Below are 21,109 nucleotides of genomic sequence, written 5' to 3' on the forward strand. Positions count from 1 at the left end.
ATGATCGCGCGGGAGGGGTATCGTAGCGTCGTGTATCATCGCCTAGCCGCGGCCTTTCTCGCGGTGCAACTCGTCGCCTGCTCCTCTTCCGGACCCGACAATACGCACCGCTCAGTTTCCGATCGGACCAAACGCACGGCAGTTCCCGACGAAGCAGAAGGGACAGGAGAGGGAAAGGCGATAGTGGGGCGTGATGCGGCGCGAGGAGACAGTGCATCGCATACCGACATCCGGTCCCGGAAAAATGTCAATCCTGCCGCGCCAAAACCGGCCTACTCCGAGCGCAGTGAACGCGTCATGGGCTTTCGTCTGCAATTGCATTCCACCACCGATCACGCCGAAGCACGCAGCGTCATGAGTACGATGCGGCAGCGACTGGATTCGCTCGGTATGGAGCAAGGGCGCATGGACCTGGTGTTCGACGCGCCGTATTACAAACTGCGCTACGGCGACTACCTCATGAAAGCCGATGCCGACCGCGAACGCGGAGTGTTTCACGAACTGGGGTTTCCGGCGGCCTTTGTCGTTCGCGATCACATTGTGCGCGTCATCAGGGAAAGAACGAAATGAGTGACGGCGCACGAGGCGCCGTCATTTCGTACGATGGGCAGGGCAACGAAGGTGTTGCGATGCTGTCACCTACTTCATCACAACCAGCTTGGCCGTGACCTGCTCATTGAGCGCTGCGAAAAACGCGTCGATGTCTTTTCCCTCAGTGGCAGAGGGGAGTATCGCGAGAGACGGCGAAACGAACAGTATGCTCGCGAGCGCGGCTTTCCGGCGGATGGAGAGGGTTTTTCCGCCAGCCACGAGGGCGTCGATTTCTTTTTCCAGCACGCTCAGATCCATTTCCGGATTGTGGACACGCAACTGTACGGCATAGTAGAGGCAGGATTCGACGAGTCCGCAATTGTCGCTTCGCAAGCCCGTTGCATAGTTCAACAGCGCGTTGCGCAATGGAGCGTTTGTGTTTGCACCCAGAGGCGGAAGTGCCGCTGCATCCGTCCGGGTATCCTGTGCAGAGATACTGCCCGGTCCGGAGAACAGGAGCATTGCAACGAAGAGGGTAAGAAGGAGCGTTTTCATGTTCGGACTTCCTGCATTGTCCATGTGTGTATCACAGCAGAGGTGTACGAAGGGAATTGCCGGAAGTTTCCCTGCTGCCCGCATGCGTCGCCATCCAATCCCGAGGTGGACCCGGGTGGACGCATCTCGTTGTATCACATCACAGCATCTCGTTCGTGCTGATGTCGCTGTTATGCTCGTATTCTGGTTCTCACCCTGCATGTCTGTGACCTTCCGTTCCGTCGAACTGCGCCGCTCCCCCATGGAAACAGGCAAGGCCGTGCACGGCGGCATATCGTTCCTCTGGAAAACCGACGGATACATCCGCTGTATCGCACTCGTCGTGCTGTTGCTGCTTCTGCCGTTCACTGCCTCCTCTGCCGATCCCGACTCACTTGCAGAGCAGGGACCGTCTCTCCTCACCGGCGGGGCAGTCACCGCCGGGTATTTTGCGTTGTCGCTGTATGTTCTGGGCAACACCTGGTACAAGGACAAGGCGGTGGTGCCGTTTCATTTCTCCAATGACAATGCGGCCTGGATGCAGGTGGACAAATGCGGACATGCCTTCGGGGCCTATGTGTACAGCTATGTCGGCTACCATGGGATGCTCGCGGCCGGAATGCGGAGACGGGATGCTCCTCTTTTCGGCGCCACGCTCGGTGCACTCATGCAGACGCCTATCGAGATCATGGACGGCCTGCACGAGGGCTATGGCTTTTCCTGGGGTGATGTCGTTGCGAATACGGCAGGGAGTGGACTCGTACTGGGACAGGAACTGCTACTCGGCGAACAGCTTCTGAAGCTCAAATTCAGTTACAGCCCCTCACCGTACGCAGCGCACGGCAACGGAGAGCTCGGCACGACGGATCTGGACCGCGTACTCAAGGACTATAACGGGCAGACCTACTGGCTGAGTCTGCCAATCACTGCGCTCGTGGGTGAGAGCTTGCTGCCGCCATGGATATGTGCCGCTGTCGGGTACGGAGCAGACGGCATGTATGGCGCGTTCGACAATCACGCTGCTCTGCGTGACACACGCATTCCCGTTGTTTCTCGCAGACGTCAAGTATTCTTCTCCCTTGATGTGGACTGGTCGCGAATCGAAACCGATTCATCGCTTCTCCGTCTTCTCCTCCAGGGCCTCGACTTCGTCAAGCTGCCGTTTCCGGCAATAGAAGTCACTTCCGACGGCGCTGTCAGAGCGCATGTGGTCTTTTTCTGATCCGGCACGGTTGCGCACTCAAAACATGGTTTTCCATATGTTGCATGCCAGCGTCTACGCCGGCTTCCCGGAATCGCAGGGATGTGCTAATTTTTCGAGAGTGCTCATGTCCGTCGCAAACAATCCCGCTGCGGGAGTTTTTCATGGAAACCACCTTCGAATATCTTCTGACCCACTCATATAAGGCCGATCTGCTGGCACATATGCGCACGCAGCCCGGGGATTTCGGTGAACTGATTCAGCTGGCGCTCGCCGACAAACAGCCGTATTCCTGGCGCGCGGCCTGGCTGCTGTGGAGTTGCATGGAAAAAAACGACCAACGCCTACGAAAACATATCGGAGCATTTGTCGCAGCGCTCGCGGAGCGGCCGGATAATCAGATCAGGGAGTATCTGATGATTCTGCAGAAAATGGATATTCCTGAACGTTTCGAGGGACGCCTGTTCGACCAGTGCATCAGTATCTGGGAAGCGGTCGGCAAGCAGCCATCCGTCCGCTGCAATGCTTTCCGCCTGATGGTACGCATGGTCAAACGCTATCCCGAACTACGCAGGGAAATCACCTTCCTGACCGGGCCGCGATATACGGATACGCTCTCCCCGGGCGTACGTCATTCCATCCGAAAGCTCTCGAAAGATTGGACTGCGGCGGTTGACGCGTGATTAGCTCAGCGCTCGATCCGCCCCGTCGAGCGCCCTAAGTCTGACATAGCATACACAGTGCAGCGCTATGGAGCCGGGATGGAGACCGGTTGTACGAAAAGAGTTGCTCTGCCCGTTGCTCAATCCTCTGCGGACCATCGTCTGCCACGCGTTTTCTTCAGCTGACCCTTGCGGGATTTGCTGCGCAAACGGTCTTCCAGCGAGGCATGAGTCGGACGGGTGGGCCGGCGCTGTTTTTGTGGAACCATCGCCCTGCGCAGCAAGGACGCGAGCCGTTCGCGCGCATCACGTCTGTTGCGTTCCTGCGTGCGAAAACGCCTGGCTTCGATGATCAGAATGCCATCCTCCGTAATCAGTTTACCGGCAATTCTCGCAAGACGCTCCTTCACTGTTTCGGGAATTGAAGCGCTTCCGGTGACATCCAGGCGCAATTGCACAGCGCTGGCGACCTTATTGACGTTTTGGCCTCCGGGACCGGACGAACGGATGAAGCGTTCTTCGAGCTCGCGATCGTCGAGTGTCAGAGTAGCGGTGATTCTCAACATGGAGACAATGTAGCGGACCGGGAAGCCTTGCGCAAGGGGAGAGAGACTATGGGTGTTCACACCTATAAAAATAGGTGGTACCACCTATTTTTTCGCGTACCCTGGTTTCGCTTTTTGCATACGAAGGCATGAAAATCAGGAGACAGAAGTATGACATTGTTGATTGTGGATGACAGTGCCGCCGTACGAAAGATGATGCGGCAGTTGATGCACCCCTTATTTGAAACAATTCACGAATGCGAGGACGGGTTGGCCGCAGTCAACGCCTTCGACGCTCAGGAATACGACATTGTGATCATGGACATTCAGATGCCGGTTCTTGATGGAATCGAAGCGACGGAAGCGATTGTGAGCAACCACAAGGAAGCCCGGATCTTCCTCGTGACCGCGCATGACAATCCCGAGTACCGTCGTCGGGCGTCCGCGTCCGGAGCGATGGCGTTTTGCATGAAGGATGATATCCTGGCCCTGCACTCACTGTTGCAGGCGATCGTGGAAGCAGAGTACGGCGTCCCTATTCAGGCGGCCTGAGCTTTTGCATCGAACGGATGACATGTGCGAAAAGGCGCTTGCTTGGCTTACCCAAATTTGCTTGTGCAGCGATTTCCTATGTGAATTCGGTTGAGAGGAGCGGAATATCCGTGGCGACCTGTTGCTCTATTCGAACACGTGTCAGGAGAGTGAACCGTGATTCAACGTGTACGTCGTTTCGTGAAAGGACTATGAACCGCCTTTTTCCTTGATTGTCAGCAAAATAAAAGCGATTTTCTGCTTTCGTTCTATACAACCGTATCCGCTGTTGAGCGACTCGTTTTTTTTGCACCGGAGGAAGGCGCAGACTATGAAAACACGGCGACATTGCATCGTACTCTGCATTGTGGTGTGGGGAGTGTTCGTCCCTGCCGGGAGCGCCTTCTGCCAGAAAGCCATTCTCGATTCCCTCGAACGTGTTGTCGCGTCACGAAGTGTTCGCGATACATTACGTGCCGCGGCTCTGATTGACCTCTGCTATGCGTACCTGAACTCCGGTTCCACGAAGGCGTTGAAGGTGGCGCGTGAAGCGTCGGAAATTGCGGCGGAAAGTGGTAATAAGCGGATGAAAATCCGTTGTGCGATCGCTCTCGCCAATGCAGAATCGCAACGAAAGAATAACGAGGCTTCCCGCAAGCACATCGACGACGCGCTCGCCTCAGCCGAGCTGCTGCACGACGACCAACTCATCGCAGCATCACTGAACGCCTTGTCCAATCTTCATCGTGGAACCGGTGAAGACGCAAAAGCGCTGGTCTGTTCACAGAGGGCCTTGAGCTACCTTGAGAAAACAGGTGACACACGCGGTGTATGCCAGACGCTGTATAACATCGGGCAGATTCACAGCAAGCTGGAGAACCCCGAAAAGGCCATGGAGGCCCTCCGCCGCTGCAAGGAGACGGGAGAGCGGATCGGGTTCAAAGAGGCCGTCGTACGGGCGACCACCGCGATGGGCAGTGTCTATTCCAAAACGCACGAGTTTGATAAGGCACTGGCGTGTTACTCTCAGGCGATCACGCTCTACACCGAGATGCGGAATCCGTACGGAGTTGCTTTCTCGTATGGAAGCCTCGGTTGGGTGCACCACGAGTTGGGGAATCATCCCGAAGCGATCACCGCACTTGACCGTGCGATCACTGATTACGAGAAACTCGGAGATAAAACCAATCTGGCTGTGAATGTGCTTGCCAAGGGCAGGGTACTGTACCGCATGGGCCGATATGACGAAGCCGAAGAGGCGTTACAGCGTGCACTGCAACTGAAGCGAAGTATCGGGGATCGTCGCGGCGCCGCAGCCCTCCTCTCGTACCTCGGCAATATTCCTCTCGTCCGCAATCAACTGAAACAGGCGCGGGCATTGTTCTCTGAGAGCCTTGATTCCTGCAGGGCGACAGGCGATAGACAGGGGGAGCAAATGGCATTGCTGAATCTCGGAATCGTGGAAGATAAACAGGGCAACTATAAGCGCGCCATCGAGTACTATCGAGAGAGTCTTCAGATTTCGCGTGAATTGAAAGACCCGACAGGCATCGCCAAGTGCTTCAACAACATCGCGAAGATTCATCTCACGCAAGGGCGACTCGGTCAGGCGCTCGAGTATTTCAATCAAAGTCTTGAGCTCGCGCGGAAAGAGCAACTTCACGACGAAGCCATGATTCTCAACAATATCGGTGCCATCCATACCGCGCAAGGCCGCATTGATGTCGCTCTCGCCTGCTACGAAAAAAGTTTAAGCATCGCCGAACGACGCGAGGACCGCCGCATCATGGTGAGTGTGCTGCAAAATCTTGTACGGTTGCTCTCCGAACAGGGTCGTTTCGATGAAGCGAAGGAATACAACGACCAGTCGCTGAAACTGAGCAGACAAATGGAGGACAGGCGGGGAATCGCCGCCGCCTATGCCAACCATGCGAATTTTCTCAGCCGCGCGGGACGTCATGATGAGGCATTACGCTATGCGAATATGAGTCTGGAACTCGCCGACGAGGCCATGGACGTACAAGCACAAGGTATCGCCACCCATCAAAAAGGCATTATCTACACCAATATGGGGCAATTCGCTCCTGCCCGCGAATACCTGACGCGAAGTCTTACACTCCGGGAGGGGAGCGAAGACGCTGAAGGCACCGCGCTGTCATTCCTGGATATTGCTTCGCTCGATGTGAAACTCGGACGCATCGACGATGCGCGGAAAAACTGTGAACGTGCCCGTGATATCGCCCGGCAGAGCGGGTATGTCGTGATTCTGAAAAATGCCATGCGGATGTTGAGTGACCTGTCCGCGCTCGCCGGTCGGTACGACACCGCGTACGAGCAGTATCAGCGCTACACCGCACTGAAGGATTCGCTCCTCAACGAATCCAACGCGCGACATCTCGCGGAACTCCAGGAACGCTACGAACGAGAAAAAAATCAGACGACAATCGCGTTGCTGCAAAAGGAAAAAGAAGTGCAGGATCTGGAAATCATCAAGAGCCGGGATGCGCTGAAATTGCAGGAACTGCTGGCGGAACGCGAGAATCAGCGAAATCAGGCCTTGCGCTTCGAGTTGGACCTTGCAGAACACGAAAAAAATCGCGCCTGGGCGGACGCCGAGATGCGAAAAGAAATCAACCTGCGCCGCGCCGAAGAGAACGAGCGCATGAAAATCGAGAGTGAAAACAGCAAACTGTCGGCCGAAAATGCGCGATTCACGCGCAATGCGCTGATCGTCGGATTGGCTCTCGTCCTTGCTCTGGCGGTGATGTTCGTCAACCGCTTCCGGCAGAAGCAGAAGCTGAGTGAGCTCCGCGCCAAGGAAGCCGAATTCCAGGGCCCGGCCGCTACCATGCAGGCCATGGCTGTTTCACTTGAAGCGGAACGAAAGGAGCGTGCGATGCAACAGGAGTTTGCCCGTCGGCTCTTGTCTTCACAGGAGGAAGAGCGCGCGCGAATAGCACGCGAACTCCACGACAGTCTCAGTCAGGGTTTGATTGTCGTGAAAAACCGGGCGATGATGGGAATGCGCAATGTAGACAATAAGGAAAAATTGATCGCACAGCTCGAGGCGATTTCCGAGGCGGCCACCGAATCCCTCACCGATGTCCGCCAGATCTCACGCGATCTGCGCCCGCATCAGCTCGATCAACTCGGAATCACCGAAGCGCTGCGATCCATGATTCAGAACCTTACCGCCACAACGGAGATGACCCTGGATTTGGATTTCGATTCTATAGACGACAGATTTTCCCGTGACGACGAAATCGCGATCTTTCGTATCGTGCAGGAAGCGATGAATAACATACACAAACACGCAGGCGCCTCGCATGTCGCCGTTCATTTGCGAAATGAGGATAATGAAGTCAGAATATTCATACGCGACAATGGCGTCGGATTCGACGTCAACAGCGCGACACGCGGATTCGGCATCCAGGGTATGGGCGAACGCGTGCGCATCCTCGGCGGCAGGATGACGATTGATTCGCGAAAAGGGGAGGGCAGCACGATCACGTTGACCATCCCCCGTGATGGCAATTCGAACGTTATTACGAACCTGGGCATACTCAAACGGCGTCAGCAGGATGGCATGAGGGCGGTATGATGCGTACGAACAACATCACCATTCTGATCGCCGACGATCACCCGATGTTCCGCAGGGGACTGAAGGAGTCGATAGAGGAGATCGAACGCTTCCAAATCGTCGCGGAATGCCAGAACGGAGCCATCGCCCTGGAGAAAATCCGTTTGCTGCGTCCGCAAATAACCATTCTCGACATGGAAATGCCGCAGATGGGTGGGCTCGACGTGGCGCTGCATTTGCAACGGGAGGAATTGCACACCGGCTTGATTTTTCTCACCGTTCACGACGACGAGGCCATGTTTCGCCGCGCCATGGATCTTGGCGCGCGCGGATACATACTTAAGGAGGCCGTGGTCAACGAGATTGTGCAGGGCATCGAGGTGGTCGCGGACGGCGATTTCTACATCAGTCCGCTGCTCTCCTCCCGACTCCTGCAGATGACGCGCAACAACGACGGGAACGTCGCGTCACAGGCCGGCCTCTCGAATCTGACACCGGCGGAGCGCCGTATCCTCAAACTGATCGCCGAAGAACTCAGTACCGATGAAATAGCCGATAAACTCTGTGTCAGTCCGCGTACGGTCGAACATCATCGTTCGAATATGAACCATAAACTGGGTTTGTCGGGTTCGTACGCGCTCGTGCGTTTCGCGCTCAAAAATGCGAAGCTGCTGTAGGTGTCCGGGAGTTCCGCTTTGCCTCGCGCATTTCTGAGGATGTCGTGTTAGGACGACGCATACGCTTTTCCGAGCGTTCGTAGCACGAAAGTCACCGGAGTACAACGACACTGCAGCTGCTTCGTTGGCTATTCGTTGTAAGCACGACGAAATAGGTGCCATTGGGAATGCCATCGGCACTCCAACTCGTCACATGCTCACCGGCATTCAGCAACTGGTCGGTCAAACGAGCGACTATCGCTCCGGCGCTGTTGTGTATATTGACGATCACATGGTCTCGCGTTACCAGTCTGAACGGGATTGAGAGTGTCTGACCGGATGGCAGGGGATTGGGATACGCCGCGTCGAGCTGAACATCGTGTGGTATCGCCATATCATGCGTGTTACTCACGAGAGGGTGGCGCCTCAACTTCTGCACAATACCTGTTCTCGATACCGCCCAACCGGTTGCGGAATCAGCGAATACCGCAGTCTGCATTTTTCCGAACGGAACGAGCGCGGTTCTCAGCCAGGTGACCCCTTCGTCATTGCTCACCCATGCGCTGGAATCGGTAAATACCCAAAGGTGGTTGCACCCGGGGGCGACGGTGATCTCAGCCACGCGCGTGCCATTCATGGGCCAGAAGGTCGAGAGCCAACGCTGTCCGCCGCTGTTCGTCCTCCTCGTCCGGGACTGGAAGGCGTCCACAGCAAAGCCCGTGCTTGGGTTGATGAATGCCATGTTTGTCACCTGTCGCGTCCCCGCATCGCTTCGTGTCCAGTTTTGGCCTCCATCAGTGGTACGCATTGTCGAAGCGCTGTTGTCTCCGTATGTCGCATACAGTCCTGTATGCGCGTCGAAGAAGCGGAGGGTGTTGGATACGGGATATGGCGACCCGAACTTTGCTGACGGAGCACCCCATGTCTGGCCACCATCAGTCGTACGATACATCACGGCGGAATCACCCCTGCTGAATGTGAGTGCCAATCCGTTGTTTTCATCGTGGAAGTGAAAATTCTCGAATCGTGCATCGATGTGCCTCATCGTCTCGCTCCAGCTGTGACCCCCATTCGACGTAAGGAAGATGCGCCCATCGCCGGAGCCGACAAGCACGCGTGATCCGTTGAAGGCATGAATACCGGAAAACCAGCTTTTTACCTCCGGTAATTTATAGTGCTCCCACGCCGATCCGCCGTTTGTCGACCTGGAGACGCGTCCGTCATCGCGAGTCAACCAAAGCGCGCCATCGTCCGTGTGTACGACTTTCGTAGCAAAACTATCCATCGCTTCAGGTGAAACGATAATCCATTCTGCGACATCCGGCGGTGAGACGCTGAGAGCGAAAGTCTGTGTGGCGGCACCTGACGCGTTGTACGCCTCGACGACGAAATCGGCGCGATCTCCACGCGCCTTCCAGCGTACAGTTCCGAATACGGAATCGACGCTCGCGCCCTCAGGCCCTGCGAGCAGGCGGAACGCCGCGGAAGGCGTTGCAGTGACAACGGGCGCATAGATGAACTGCTGTCCTTGTTCGAGCAACGATGTGTCGGGACGAGAAGACCATATCGGTGACGAGGAAGGACGCTCGATCCATTTCAAGTCATACATCCCGCGGCCGTACGTGATAGCTCGAAGTGTCCCTGTCGCCGCATTATAACGTAATTTTTGAATGGAAATTGTGGGCATGCCTGAGCCGAAGCGTTGCCACGTCGCTCCGCCGTCATCGGAAATGAACGGACCAAGATCACTGCCGATGATCAGCTTCCCTTCGCTTTCGAGAATATCGTTGACGGGAATGTCCGGTAAATTACCATTAAGATTTTCCCAGGTCGCCCCATTCGTCGTGGAGCGCCACACTTTCGGCACACCATAGCGGGTGTATGTTGCATACAGCACACCGGGCGTGAAGCTGCGCACCGACGAACAGTATCCATCAGGAAGGGAATCCCGTACATGGAACCAGTTCACACCCGCGTCCTGTGAGATGGCGATGCGGCCGTCCGTCGAACCTGTCAACACCATTTTGCTGTCATACTCCGCCAGGCTCACCGCGGAAATGTAATAGCATCCACCGCTGTTGCCGGGGAAGTGACAGCTGTTCATCATGATCCATGATCGTCCTCCACTGGTCGTTCGGTACAGACGGTACGTCCCCAGATAGAGCGTGTACGGGTTCGTCGGATCCATGACGTATTCGACATAGAATAAACTTGATTCATCCGGAATGTTAACGGTTGCCGCAGTCCATGTGCGTCCAAAGTCCTCAGAGCGGTGCATGCTGATGCGTTGTTGCGACGCGTACATCATCTGCGGCGCGAACGGATTGATCGCGGCATTCCCGCCGTCGGCCCCAAGTACCTTCCACCAATCAGCCTTTTCGCGACTCATCAGTGTCCCATTATCCTGGGTGCCACCGAACAACAATTCGTCGGACGTGGGGTGCATCGCACCGCCAATGAATTGTGTGATGGAAAGCCCGCGGTCGCGTTTTTCCACCCGCGACCCGTTGTTCGTGACAACGTAAAAACCGCCGTCATTACCAACGTACACGATATCGGGATTCAGAGGGTTGAAATCAATGGAATGCTGGTCGACATGGAGTACGCCGCCATAGCCCTCTTCCGGTATGCGCATCCAGGTTTCTCCTCCGTCGTCTGAATAGAGCATGCGGACGCCTCCGGCAAATACCTTGTTCGGATTTGTCGGATCAACTCCCATAATATTGTTTTTCCAGCCCTGGGTTGTCAGGTAATCGAACGGTACGTGCAAACGACGCCAGGTGTCGCCCGCATCCACCGTCTTGTAAACACCGATCAAATCTCCGGCGAATGTGGAAATGCCTATGTAGAGAATATCCGGTTCGCTGTTGCAGATGGCGATACTCGTGCGTCCGATGCTGTCGGCGGCGAAACCGAGATCCAGTTGTATCCACGACGCGCCGCCATCGGTGCTGCGAAACATTCCGCCAACTCTGCTGGTGTTGCTCACATTCATTTGGCTTGAAACCGTGTAGAGTATATTCGGGTCGGAGGGATTCATGGCCAGATCACTCGTCCTTCCTTCGAATATTTTTATCCATGTCGCCCCTGCGTCTTCCGTCTTCCACACGCCCTCGTGATTTTTATCGCGGGGGCCGTCGGGGATAGCGCAGTACAGCACAGATGGATTTAACGGGTTGATGGCTATATCGGCGAAGCGGGAATACGGCGGGAGCGTGCCCGCGCCGATTTCGTGCCAGGTACTCCCGCCATCAGTACTTTTGAACATCCCTCCGCCATCGAAGCTCCGCTGCGTAAAACTTGCCTGACCGGTACCCGCATAGACGACATTCGTGTCCAGCGGATCAATGACGATACTCCCCATCGCCTGCGTTGGGAGGTCGTCGGAAACCGGATGCCATGTTCCACCTTCGTCAAACGTGCGCCAGATCCCGCCGTCCGCAGCACCGATAAAAATCGTTCGCGGATTGGAGGGGTTGACCGCTATAGTCATGATGCGACCGCCGATAGTAAACGGCCCACGGTTGATCCATCGATAATCCGATCGAACTCCATTACGGCCTCGCGGTGCGTAGTATGACATGCCGCGTTGCATGTCCTCCCATGCCCGAACCCGTGCGCCTTCTGGGATTGTGCCCCCCGGATATGTGGCGCGCGTGTAGAAGTACTCCTGGCGTTGGATGGCATTTCCCCGCGACGGAACGGAAGGACGTTGCTCCACCGGCTGGATGATCGGGACCGCCATGCCGGCATCCTGTGTGCGCGCTGTGATTGGGAACATGACAAACAGAGACACGACCGCGAAAAGCGTCGCACTATTCCGCTGTGGGGAGAGAACCATGAGGCCTCCGTCGGATCGAAGTGATGGGACACAGTATGTGAATGCGAATGACGCAGGAATAATACGTCGGGAAAGCGCCGATAGCAAGAAAAAAATAAAAGCAAGATTATTTTAAATAATGATGCGACCGACGAGTTCGCGCGAGGCCTGAATGGGAGAAAGCAATGCAGGGCGGCAGGAGTATCGATTCCCTCATGCAATATGCTTCTGTGTACGGATTTTTCGTCGGGATGCATAGGCGCGGGATATCGTCTATTTCGATGACGGCGGTATATTGTTCCTATCACTTCCTTCAACAAGAAAGGCGGGTTCCCAATGAGCAACAACCCCATCCTCTCCATACAAAAACTCGGCTTCCAGTGGGAAACTGTCGATCCCTTCCTGTTCTGTGTCCATCATGCGGACGCCTATCCCCGCGGCAATGCCGAGATGGGCCCCGCCGCGTCGCTTGCGGGACGCAACCTCGGTCAGGATTTTGAGCTCCGTGACGGGTGGCGCATGTATCATGGTGAACGCGTGCCCGGATTTCCCGCGCATCCGCATCGCGGGTTCGAAACGGTGACCGCTGTGCTCCGGGGTTTCGTGGATCACTCCGATTCCCACGGTGCGGCCGGTCGCTACGGCATGGGTGATGTGCAATGGATGACCGCCGGCAAGGGATTGCAGCACTGTGAAATGTTTCCGCTGATCAACCAGGAAAAGGAAAATCCATTGGAGTTGTTTCAGATCTGGCTGAATCTCCCTGCCGCGAAGAAGTACGTCGAAGCACATTTTCGCATGCTCTGGGCGGAGAGCATCCCGACGACGGAACACCGCGATGTTTCAGGGAAGAAGACGCTCTGTACGCTGATTACCGGACGCATCGGGCAGACCGTCGCACCGGATCCGGCACCGGACTCCTGGGCGGCAGATCCGGCGAATTACGTGGTGATTGCTATCATCGCGATGGAGGAAGGCGCGAGGTGGACGCTTCCCGCTGCTCCTGAGAACGTGCGCCGTACCCTCTACGCGTTCGAGGGGAGCGCCCCGGGTATCGACGGGACAGAGTTGCCATTCTACCACTCCGCCGAATTGCGGCCCGATGTCGCAGTGGAACTCGATGCCAGAGGCGGTCCGCTCCGTATGTTGCTGCTGCAGGGACGTCCCATCGGTGAACCTGTGGTGCAGTACGGTCCGTTCGTGATGAACACCCGCGCCGAGATTCAGCAGGCCTTCGAGGATTTTCAGCGTACGGAGTTCGGGGGCTGGCCGTGGGAACGGAGCGACAATGTGCATGATCGTGAAAAGGGGAGGTTTGCCCGGCACGCCGACGGTAGACTCGAACAGCCCTCGTAAACGTCGGTACGTTTTCGGCGCCTGCACGCGCCGGCAGGGATTATCTCCAACCGCACCGAGTCGAGGTCCGCGATTCCCGATCACGGCGAAGCATTGCTGCACATGCCGTTCAGCGGCGAAACGGTGCAATTCAACAAGCGGAGTTGCCTGTCCGATTGTCATCTGCTATATTTCCTGACGTGGCGTTCAGCAGCATCGTCACCTCTATACCGATACGAAACAATCTTGGAGCACCTCATGAGCGAAACGAAAGAGCATCTCAAGGAAGCATTTGCCGGTGAGAGCCAGGCCAATCAGAAATACCGCGCCTTCGCGAAAAAAGCAGAGCGCGAGGGCTATCCCAACATCGCGAAACTCTTCCGCACCACCGCCGAAGCGGAACGTATTCATGCCGAAGGACACTTTGCCGCGCTGGAAGGAATAGGCAGCACTGCGGAAAATCTGAAAGCTGCCATCGATGGCGAAACCTACGAGTATCAGGAAATGTATCCGCCCATGCTCGAAACGGCCGAGGCCGCAGCACACCGTGCGCGAACGATGTTCGGGTACGCCGTCAAGGCGGAAGAGGTCCACGCGCAACTCTACGCACTGGCGCTCAAGGCCGCCGAAGAGGGACGTGACCTCGAGGTCAGCGAGTTCTGGCTCTGTCCCGTCTGTGGACATATCGAGTTCGGAACCCCGCCCGACAAATGCCCCATCTGCGGCCTGAAGTCCGAAAAATTCGTTGTCGTCGTATAAATTGGCGGAGAGCAGAGAGCGGTCGTGCTTTCCGCTCTCCGCTCTCCGCTTGCTTCCCGTCCGAAAATACGCTAATTTTAACTGATGCGTATTTTACGTCATAGCGCCCTCGCTCCCTCGCTCCGTTTGAGATTGTTCACGGTGTTGATGTTGGCCTTCGGATTTGTCTGTGGCACGTTTATCAGCAGCTACGCGCCGAGTATGTATTGCGGGGTGCTTGCTCCCTGTGCGGATGCCGGCACGCACAGCGATCATGATACGGATGCCGCCACGCACTGCGAGGTGCTTTCGGAGTGCGGATCGTGCCCCGACAGCGGGACGGACGTCTGTGAAAACGAAAGCCGGACAGACGAAAAGTGCTGCACCAAGGATTGTCCCGAGTGTTTCTTCTGTCATAGCGGTCCGCTGGTTCTGCTCGGCGCTTCCGCCGCATCGTACTTCGCTCCCGCTGTGGCGACCCTTCAGCAGCAGGATGAACAACCGCTTTTCCTTCCTTCACCTCCTCTTCACCAACCTCCGAGATTTCTGAAATACACCCAGATCTGATTTTTTTTTTTCCTATCAGCTTCGGAGTATTTCATGAAAAACAGTCTCAGGCGCATTGCGCCATTGTTGCTGTGCCTATTTTCACTTGCGCTGCCGTACAGCATCCTGGCCCAAACCATTCACGGTTCGGTCAGTGCTGTGGAAGAGGGACAAAGCGTCGCTCTCCCCAAAGCCCACGTGTTCTGGCTCGGGACGAAAGATGGCGTCCTCACGGACGATCACGGGCATTTTCACATCGAACGCAAACGCGACGCGACACATCTTGTCGTCAGTCATGTTTCCTGGGAAACCGACACGATTCTCGTCGGAGACCGACTAAGCATTGACGTACTTCTGTCTGTACCGCGAACAACAGAAACCGTCGAAGTCACAGCCACCGCTCCGGATACCTACGTCGCGCCGATACCCCAACGCACGGAGGTTATAACCGCTCAGGAATTGGAGAAAGCCGCCTGTTGCGACCTTGCCGGTTGCTTCGGCACGACCTCCTCGGTACAACCCGACGCAACGGACGTCATCACGGATACCCGCCAATTGACCATGCTCGGTCTCGGTGGTGTCTATACGCAGGTGCTCGTTGATAACGTGCCGTTGCCCGGCGACCGGCTTACACGACAGTTCGGAATACAGAGCATCCCTGGTCCCTGGGTCAATCGTATCATGGTCAGCAAAGGCGCCGGCGGCGTCGGCCAGGGGTCATCTGCCGTGTCCGGCCTGATCAACGTGCTGCTGCTGGAGGGGATGGAAGAAAATCGCGTCTTTTTCAACGCATTCGGTATGAGCCATCTTGAACAGCAGTACAACGCCTACGTCACAACCAGCGTGGAAAAATGGAATACCATTCTCATGCTGCATGGAACGCGTCACGGAAAACGCATGGACCGCGACGGCGATAGCTTCATGGATGCGCCGAATGTGGACCGTTACTCGCTGCTGAACAAATGGACGTACACCAACGAGGAAGATTTCACGACCAACACCGGCATCCGCTTTGCCTGGGAAGACCGCCTGGGTGGTCAGATGGATTTCAATGAATCGCTGCATCGCGGCGGCACGGACGTCTACGGTCAGCGTATGCGGAACAACCGGGCCGAAATCTATAATCGCTCGGACATAGGCCTCGGCGAGGGTCTGACCCTGCGTACCCATGCCATCGCTTCGCTGCACGAACTCGACGCGTTCTACGGCACTACCTCCTACGATGCCACGCAATACGCGGGCTTTGCCGATGCATGGCTCGTGATGGAACCGGACGAGACACACACGCTGACGCTCGGCGCATCCTGGTCCTGGAGCGAGTTGCAGGAAAACGTCGATACAGGCCTCAATCCTCTGGGAAAAAGCTACGCCGGCTCCTACAACCTTTTGGAATCCGTACCCGGGGTGTTCATTGAAAGCAAACTGCTGCTGTACGACAAGGTACTCTCGCTCGTTACGGGCGTACGTGCGGATCATTACCGCGAGTACGGGATAGCGATGACACCCCGACTGTTTCTGCGCTACAACATGGACGAGGTCACCACGCTGCGTCTTTCGGCGGGAACGGCATTTCGTACGGCGTCGGTGTTTTCGGAATACGCTCCGCTCTTCGCGAGCTGGAGGGATATTGTCGTACCGACAGCCCTGCAGCCCGAACGGGCGATCAGCTACGGATTCAATGCGGTTCGGCAGTATGACGCGGGCGGGCTTTCCGGTATGCTCACGCTCGATATTTTTCGCACCGAGTTCCAGAATCAGATCGTTGCGGATTTCGACCAGCGATCCGATGCCGTCATTATCGCCAATCTCGGTGAACGCACCACCTCGGACCATCTGATGTTTGAGGCCACGGCACAGCTGCCTTTCGGTCTTGGACTGCGCGGAAGCTACATGTTGACCGAAGCTGTGGAGATTCATGGCGGAGTGCGGAAACTGCCGCCTTTCATTTCCCGTCACCGCGCGCTGGCTGTAATGACGATGGACATGTTTCGCGAACGGCTTACGGCGACGCTCAGCGCGGAATGGCGCAGCGGACAGAGTTTACCCAACAGCGCGCTATGGCCGGCGGAGTTTCGTCTCCCGGCCATTTCACCGGCGTTCACCCTGCTCAACGCACACCTGAATGCCAATCTTGGTCGCATAGACGTCTACGTCGGTGTCGAGAACCTTCTGGACTTCCGGCAGTCGGGTCCGATTCTCAATGCACGCAGACCCTTCGAGGCGCATTTCGAGCCGACGTTCGCATGGGGCCCCGTGAAAGGCCGTGAGGCGTATGCAGGTACACGCCTGCGTATCGGAGACTATTGATCCCGAAAAGCGGCGCTCCGCCGTAAGCGTGCGACAGAAATCGTCGTTTCAGAACCAATGAAAAAGGCGCGGTGTACATCGCGCCTTTTTCGTCGTCGGAGGGGGAAAGACTCCCGCTTCGATGGATTATTTCATAAACGTCATGCTGCGGGTGAGTACCGTGTTTCCGCTGCGGAGCGTCAGGATGTAGGTACCGGCTGTCAAGCCGTCGGCATGGAAGGACATGCTGTGCCTGCCGCGATCAAACTCACCGTCCGCGAGCCGTGCAACTTCACGGCCTAGCAGATCATTGACCGTGAGAATGACGTTTTCGCGCTGCGGGAGATCGAAACTGACCATGGTTGACGGGTTGAAGGGATTCGGATAATTCTGATGCAGCGTCAGCGAAGCTTCGCCCGGCAGCCGTTTGCTGTCGAGAATGAAGTCGCCGAGTTCCGCCTCCGTGGACTGAAGGATTTCACCGAAGGTGACACCGTCGGAGTGATGCGCGTAAATGATGAAGCGGCTGGTTTCCACGGTCGAGTCAACGGAAGTGAAGTTGAACGTTTTCGTGACACGCGTCTGCGAGCGCACCGTCGCTCCACCGCTGATGACTTCTCCGGCATCGCTCGGGATCACCTGCCGCATCACATGATTGTGGAAATAGGGGAACAACCTGGTTGAGCCACCCTCCGGCGGATAGAACACCTGCGTGTAATTCATCTGATCCTGTACCTGTGCGATATTCAGACGGACAGGGATGGCGAGGTCGCGGTGGAACAGTACCTCCACGGTGATACTTGTCCTTTTACTGACGGGATCGTAGGTCTTCGCCAGCACATTCAGGCTGATCGGGCTGCGCCTGGTTTGCAGCACCTCGGTAATGGACGAATTCCAGAGTGAGCGGCTGATTGCGGGGGCCGACTGTCCTTTGAACACGATGCGGTTTACAGAACCCTGTGGCCAACCCGTGAGCTTGATGATACCCGTCCAGAAACCTGTGGAAACAGTCTGCATGGGCTCGGTGGCACTGCCGCCGTGATACGCGATACCATGCACGCGGCCGGGGAAGCGCTCGATCATGGCTTTCAGGCTGTCGGCGCCGTAGGGACAGAAACCGCACCAGGTTCCGGTTCCTTCTTCCATCAATACGTTCTGCTCCGCATCAACATCCTCGTCCTGCACATGCAACGTGAGTGAGAGATCCGTGGAAGGCCGAATCGGATCGTTGGTCGTGACGGTGATTTTCCCCTGATGCACACCGTTGCCGGAGGAGGAATTCAACACCGCGGCAATATTGGCAACCTCACCGGGTGGCACACTTCCGGACGCCGTGGCGAGCGACATCCAGCTTCCGGCGGGTTCGACAACCGTCGCTTCCCAGGTCAGCGGCGCACTGCCATTGTTGCGGATCGGAAGATTCTGTTCGACGCTTCCGCCGTTTTTGAGCCAGACGTCAAAACTGGTGGTGGCGAAGTGTGCGAGCGGACCGCCCGCGGCATTGACATTGAGGATTTCCACAGCGGCGGTGACTCCGCTCGGCTGGTGATTTCCGCCGATCATGTACAATTTGTCCGTTCCGTCGAAAATCAACTGACTGGCGAAGTATACGGGAGTCGGTTTCTGATCCATCATGATCCAGGTGTCCTGTGCCGGATCATACGCGTATGTTTTACCTGACGGAGGACCATTGTTCTGACTGGCCGCGTTGTAGCCGCCGCTAAAGTACATCTTGCTGCCGTCCGAACCCGCGGAGAAGCGCATGACAGAGCCATCGGGATAGTTGGCGATCTGTGTCCAGGTAATGTCGTCGCCACTGATCGCTCCCTTGTACGCCCAGGCCCCGTACAAACCTTGTCCGTTGGTATAGCGCACGCCGCCAACGAATAACACGGTGTTGCCGACTACGGCGACGCCCTGCGCCCAGGCGGTGTAAGGCGTGAGAGAGCTGGATGTCGTCCAGCGGTCCGTTGCGGGATCGTAGATCTGGATGACGGTGGAGGAGGTGGTGAAAGCGGTCGTCCCGCCGCCGAGGACCCAGATGCGTCCGTTATGGACGAATGAACCCCCACCGTACACCGGCGTGGGCATATTGGATTTCGTTGTATAGGTGTTCGCGACGGGATCATACTCCAGCACGGACGGCTGTACGGTGAAGGGACTCGTGGAGCTGTAGCCGCCGATGAGGTAGATTTTTCCGTTTACGGTCTGTACCGCCGGAAGCGCGCGTTGTAAGGGTAAAGCGGCGATGGCGCTCCATAGGCCGCTGGCGGCATCCAGCTTGTAGCATTTCAGGTCGTAGCGTAAGTCGGCGCCGAGACCGCCAAACACGTACAGGTGTCCGTCATGCCACGCGGCACCTTCATAGCACTTGGCTGACAGCAGAGCGGGTCCGGTGGTCCATTGTCCTGCCGTACCGGCAAGTGAAGCGGGGACCTGCGAACCGGTTTTCATGATGTCAGCGAAGACGGGATGATCTTCGACGGCGTCGATGGTTTGCCCGCGCACCGGGCTTATCAGTGCGGAGAGAATAACACAGGCGAACAGCGTCCTCAGTAAACGTCGATGCATACGGCTTCTCCTTACGACGGTTGGTTCAATGATTTGTGAACTCTATGGAAACAAGACCAAGAGATGCGGGAACTGTTCCTTAAAGCATGACATTGTCGCTGCGGAATAAAAAAGTTACGTATCCGCAAAGTACGGACTCATGGTGTAAAGCGCAATCCGGAAGTCCGGGAATTCCGGGCACGAACAGCTATCCCTATGAAGATGAACTATCGTGGTGGTACGCGGAGGCCGTTGGCGTGAGAAATGAATTGAAGAATTTCGGAGAAGCGTATGAAGAACGCATCGGAGTCAGATGCAATCCATGTGGATAATACGATTCATGTCCGGATGCGGCCTGGTTCGCGTACCAGCAGCCAGAGCAGGGAGCTGACACCAAGCGAGACTGCCGCAATGATGAATATCAGCGCTTTGTCCTCCGTTTGCTGAATCAGGAGGCCAAGCCCGAGACTGACAACGAGTTGCGGGATGACGACGGAAAGATTGAATATGCCCATGAAAAACCCCATGCGAGACTTGTCAACATTCTCGGACATGATCGCGAAGGGGAGACTGACCACCGCGGCCCAACCAATGCCCGCGAACGCCATGAAAACATAGAGAAGCATGCTGCTCGTTGCGAACAAAACGATCATTGCGTATGCGGCAGCCATCACCGCCACGGCCAGTGTGTGCACCCGGACGCGACCGAGGCGTTCGGACAGCGGCTCCAGTACCGTAACAGGCAGGATAAATCCCACGGTGTTCAGTACAAGAAAGGAAATGCTGATGATTTGCCCCGTCGCGAAATCCGTCGCCGGACTGAGCTTCTGCATGATCCATGCGATGATGTACACGAACATGGTCTGTATCCCCAACCAGGAAAAGGCGTGTGCCGCATAGATGCGCAGTAACTGCCCCCAATCCGTCTGTGTCCTGCTGTTTTCGGCAGGATCCGTGCCGGCCGACGACAATACGCGCGGCTCCTCGATGAAGAGCGGCGGAAGCAGGGAAAACAAGAGGACAACGACCGCCCCGGCATAAATCAGCACGTAGTTCCCCAGAGTGGCTCCCAGCGCGTAGGCAGCGACACCAAAGAAACCACTAATTGTCTGCATCCAGGTGTATCCCTTGGTGCGTGGAATACCGTCCTCGGTAACATCGGCGATAATGGAGCGGGTCGGATTGAAACTGATATTGATGGCCAGATCCAGCGTGAGCGCCACAGCTATCGCGACACCAAGTATTCCTCCCAGACCGAGCTGATCGCTGATGACGTGAATATTTGGCAGCGCGATGAGCATCAATGCGGCGAGCACGCCGCCGATCAGAATGAATGGTCGCCGGCGTCCGCCCCAAAACCACACACGATCGCTAATGATGCCGATAATCACCTGTCCCAATATCCCCGCGAGCGGTCCGGCCGCCCAGACAATGCCTATCTCGTGAATATCGAGTCCATACTGTGTCCCCAGTATCCAACTGAGCGCGGCGATCTGTATCGAAAGCGCGAAGCCCATGGCTGTGGCAGGAAGACTGAGGAGTACGTAGAACGTGTTACTGATCCGTCGCTGAATGTCGAGCATGTCGCCTCCGT

The 21,109-nt window shown here is 56.4% G+C and carries 15 protein-coding genes; 10 read left to right on the forward strand and 5 right to left on the reverse strand.

The window, feature by feature from the left end; genetic code table 11:
* The gene (locus M5R41_02210) at positions 1–570 is read left to right on the forward strand and encodes an SPOR domain-containing protein (protein ID MCZ7555204.1); all 570 of its coding nucleotides are present in this window, start codon (positions 1–3) and stop codon (positions 568–570) included.
* A gap of 69 nt (positions 571–639) precedes the next feature.
* On the opposite strand, the gene M5R41_02215 is transcribed toward M5R41_02210, so the two are convergent.
* Positions 640–1,086 carry a hypothetical protein gene (locus tag M5R41_02215; protein ID MCZ7555205.1) on the reverse strand — a complete coding sequence of 149 codons (447 nt, stop codon included), beginning with the start codon at positions 1,084–1,086 and terminating at the stop codon, positions 640–642.
* Between the two features lie 199 nt (positions 1,087–1,285).
* Here M5R41_02215 and M5R41_02220 point away from each other — a divergent pair, with 199 nt between their 5' ends.
* A complete protein-coding gene (locus tag M5R41_02220; GenBank protein ID MCZ7555206.1) occupies positions 1,286–2,287 on the forward strand; it encodes a YfiM family protein in 1,002 nt (333 codons plus the stop codon).
* A 143-nt stretch (positions 2,288–2,430) separates the two neighbouring features.
* Positions 2,431–2,949 carry a hypothetical protein gene (locus M5R41_02225; protein MCZ7555207.1) on the forward strand — a complete coding sequence of 173 codons (519 nt, stop codon included), beginning with the start codon at positions 2,431–2,433 and terminating at the stop codon, positions 2,947–2,949.
* A 119-nt stretch (positions 2,950–3,068) separates the two neighbouring features.
* Here the strand turns inward: M5R41_02225 and arfB are convergent, their stop codons facing one another.
* Complete coding sequence (arfB, locus tag M5R41_02230) at positions 3,069–3,494, reverse strand: alternative ribosome rescue aminoacyl-tRNA hydrolase ArfB (protein ID MCZ7555208.1); 426 nt, start codon at positions 3,492–3,494, stop codon at positions 3,069–3,071.
* Between the two features lie 150 nt (positions 3,495–3,644).
* Between arfB and M5R41_02235 the strand changes: the two genes are divergently transcribed.
* From M5R41_02235 to M5R41_02245, 3 genes are all read left to right on the forward strand, one after another.
* On the forward strand, positions 3,645–4,025 hold the full coding sequence (locus M5R41_02235) for a response regulator transcription factor (protein MCZ7555209.1): 381 nt from the start codon (positions 3,645–3,647) through the stop codon (positions 4,023–4,025).
* 310 nt (positions 4,026–4,335) lie between these two features.
* Positions 4,336–7,605: a tetratricopeptide repeat protein gene (locus M5R41_02240; protein ID MCZ7555210.1), complete on the forward strand. Its 3,270-nt coding sequence runs from the start codon at positions 4,336–4,338 to the stop codon at positions 7,603–7,605.
* Positions 7,602–8,261, forward strand: coding sequence for a response regulator transcription factor (locus M5R41_02245; protein ID MCZ7555211.1), 660 nt, complete (start codon positions 7,602–7,604; stop codon positions 8,259–8,261). Before M5R41_02240 ends, M5R41_02245 begins: the two co-directional genes overlap by 4 nt.
* 91 nt (positions 8,262–8,352) lie before the next feature.
* Here M5R41_02245 and M5R41_02250 read toward each other — a convergent pair whose 3' ends face one another.
* On the reverse strand, positions 8,353–12,021 hold the full coding sequence (locus M5R41_02250) for a T9SS type A sorting domain-containing protein (protein ID MCZ7555212.1): 3,669 nt from the start codon (positions 12,019–12,021) through the stop codon (positions 8,353–8,355).
* Positions 12,022–12,396: 375 nt separating this feature from the next.
* Between M5R41_02250 and M5R41_02255 the strand changes: the two genes are divergently transcribed.
* From M5R41_02255 to M5R41_02270, 4 genes are all read left to right on the forward strand, one after another.
* Positions 12,397–13,416 (forward strand): pirin family protein, encoded by a 1,020-nt coding sequence (locus M5R41_02255; GenBank protein MCZ7555213.1) that lies wholly within the window; start codon positions 12,397–12,399, stop codon positions 13,414–13,416.
* A 237-nt stretch (positions 13,417–13,653) separates the two neighbouring features.
* Positions 13,654–14,154 carry a rubrerythrin family protein gene (locus M5R41_02260; GenBank protein ID MCZ7555214.1) on the forward strand — a complete coding sequence of 167 codons (501 nt, stop codon included), beginning with the start codon at positions 13,654–13,656 and terminating at the stop codon, positions 14,152–14,154.
* Positions 14,155–14,238: 84 nt separating this feature from the next.
* Positions 14,239–14,700, forward strand: a complete 462-nt coding sequence (locus M5R41_02265; GenBank protein MCZ7555215.1) for a hypothetical protein — start codon at positions 14,239–14,241, stop codon at positions 14,698–14,700.
* Between the two features lie 33 nt (positions 14,701–14,733).
* The gene (locus tag M5R41_02270) at positions 14,734–16,986 is read left to right on the forward strand and encodes a TonB-dependent receptor (GenBank protein MCZ7555216.1); all 2,253 of its coding nucleotides are present in this window, start codon (positions 14,734–14,736) and stop codon (positions 16,984–16,986) included.
* A 126-nt stretch (positions 16,987–17,112) separates the two neighbouring features.
* Here M5R41_02270 and M5R41_02275 read toward each other — a convergent pair whose 3' ends face one another.
* Together M5R41_02275 and M5R41_02280 are read right to left on the reverse strand one after the other, a co-directional pair.
* Positions 17,113–19,536 carry an Omp28-related outer membrane protein gene (locus tag M5R41_02275; GenBank protein MCZ7555217.1) on the reverse strand — a complete coding sequence of 808 codons (2,424 nt, stop codon included), beginning with the start codon at positions 19,534–19,536 and terminating at the stop codon, positions 17,113–17,115.
* A gap of 317 nt (positions 19,537–19,853) precedes the next feature.
* Positions 19,854–21,098 carry an MFS transporter gene (locus M5R41_02280; GenBank protein ID MCZ7555218.1) on the reverse strand — a complete coding sequence of 415 codons (1,245 nt, stop codon included), beginning with the start codon at positions 21,096–21,098 and terminating at the stop codon, positions 19,854–19,856.
* Positions 21,099–21,109: the final 11 nt, after the last annotated feature.

The sequence above is a fragment of the Bacteroidia bacterium genome (genome assembly GCA_027493955.1).
Classification (GTDB): Bacteria; Bacteroidota; Ignavibacteria; order SZUA-365; family SZUA-365; genus JAOSJT01.